Origin of the sequence: Phytoactinopolyspora endophytica, assembly GCF_004138495.1 — a bacterium.
Lineage (GTDB): Bacteria > Actinomycetota > Actinomycetes > Jiangellales > Jiangellaceae > Phytoactinopolyspora > Phytoactinopolyspora endophytica.
Window position 1 is genome coordinate 34,846 of sequence record NZ_ML142878.1, and the last position, 2,211, is coordinate 37,056.

General features: G+C 67.6%; 1 protein-coding gene. It reads left to right on the forward strand.

Features of this window, described 5'->3' with window-relative positions; translation table 11 throughout:
• Positions 1-30: 30 nt before the first annotated feature.
• Positions 31-2,211, forward strand: a 2,181-nt coding sequence (gene leuS, locus ELR45_RS32950) for a leucine--tRNA ligase (protein WP_205857751.1), incomplete at its 3' end; no start/stop codon positions are given.

Sequence of the window (2,211 nt, forward strand, 5' to 3'; positions counted from 1 at the left end):
CTCGGCAGCGGACTCCCAGGAGCTGACCTGATGACCGAAGACATGACTACGCGGCGGCGAGGCGGCCTCCCCGCCGACGATCCGGCGTCAAGCAGCCACGAGACATACGACTTCGCCAGGATTCAGGCCAGATGGCTGCCGGTCTGGCAACGGATGGATGCGTTCCGGGCAGACCGGCTCGCGGCCGCCTCCCGTGACGCCGCCGGCGCCGAGGATCCGCGTGAGCGACGCTACGTGCTGGACATGTTCCCTTATCCCTCCGGTGACCTGCACATGGGACACGGTGAGGCGTATGCGTTCGGTGATCTGCTCGCACGGTACTGGTTCCAGCGCGGGTACAACGTGCTCCACCCGATTGGGTGGGATGGCTTCGGGCTGCCGGCCGAGAACGCCGCCATCCGTAACAGCACGCATCCGGCGGAGTGGACGTACGCGAACATCGAGACTCAGGCGGAGTCGTTCAAGCGCTACGGCGCCTCGTTCGACTGGCGCCGCAGGATGCGCACGTGCGACCCGGAGTACTACCGCTGGACCCAATGGCTGTTTCTGCGTTTCTACGAGCGTGGCCTCGCGTATCGCAAGGCTTCCGCGGTCAACTGGTGCCCGCGGGACCAGACGGTGCTGGCCAATGAACAGGTCACCGGGGGCAACTGTGAACGCTGCGGGACCACGGTCACCAAGCGCGAGCTGACCCAGTGGTACTTCAAGATCACCGACTACGCGCAGCGGTTGCTTGACGACCTGGAACCGCTGGAAGCGACCTGGCCGGAGCGGGTCTTGGCGATGCAGCGGAACTGGATCGGCCGCTCCGAAGGTGTGTCCGTCGACTTCGTCGTCGACGGACGAGAGGCCCCGGTCACGGTCTTCACCACGCGGCCGGACACGTTGTTCGGCGCCACGTTCTTCGTCGTCGCCGCCGATGCCCCGCTCGCACAGGAGATCTGCGCGCCCGAGCAGCGTGCTGCGCTCGACGCCTACCTCGAACAGGTCCGGCGCAGCACCGAGGTGGAACGTCTCTCCGCCGAGCGGGAGAAGACCGGGGTGTTCCTGGGCGTACACGCCGTCAACCCCGTCAACGGACGACGGATCCCCGCCTACGCCGCCGACTACGTCCTGGCCGACTACGGCACGGGCGCGATCATGGCTGTGCCGGGCCAGGACCAGCGTGACTGGGACTTCGCGGCGGCCCACCAGCTCCCGATCATCCGTACCGTACGGCCGCCGGATGATTTCGACGGCGAGGCGTATGGCGGTGACGGCCCAGCCATCAACTCCGCCAACGACGAGTTCAGCCTGGACGGCCTGCCGGTCGAGGAGGCGAAGGCCCGGATCGTCGCCTGGCTGGAGACCAAGGGCCTCGGGGCCGGTACGGTCACGTTCCGGTTGCGCGACTGGCTGGTGTCCCGGCAGCGGTACTGGGGGTGCCCGATCCCCATCGTCCACTGTGGTTCGTGCGGCGAGGTCGCCGTCCCGGACGACCAGCTGCCGATCGAGCTGCCCGACCTGCGGGGCGCCGACCTCGCGCCGCAGGGAGTTTCGCCGCTGGCGACGGCGTCCGGATGGGTTGACGTGGACTGCCCGACGTGCGGAGGTCCGGCGAGGCGTGACACCGACACCATGGATACGTTCGTGGACTCCTCGTGGTACTACATGCGCTACACCTCGCCCGGATACACCGAAGGGCCGTTCGATCCCGAGGCCCTGCGCCGGTGGATGCCGGTCGACCAGTACGTCGGCGGCGTCGAGCATGCGATTCTGCACCTGCTGTACAGCCGGTTCTTCACCAAGGTGCTGTACGACATGGGAGCGGTCGAGTTCACCGAGCCGTTCCGCGCGCTGCTCAACCAGGGCCAAGTCATCAACGAGGGCAAGGCGATGAGCAAGTCCCTCGGCAACGGCGTCGACCTGTCCGAGCAGCTGGCGATCTACGGTGTCGACGCGGTCCGGTTGACGATGGTCTTCGCCGGACCACCCGGCGACGACATCGACTGGGCGGACGTCTCCCCGGGTGGGCAGCTGCGGTTCCTGCAGCGCGCGTGGCGGCTGGCCGGCGACGTGACGAGCGAGCCCGATGCCGATCCCACGGGCGGGGACCCGATGTTGCGGCGCGTCACGCACAGGACGATCGGGGAGGTCACGGATTTGGTCGAAGCGTTCAAGTTCAACGTGGCGGTTGCTCGGCTGATGGAACTGGCCAATGCCGTTCGCCGG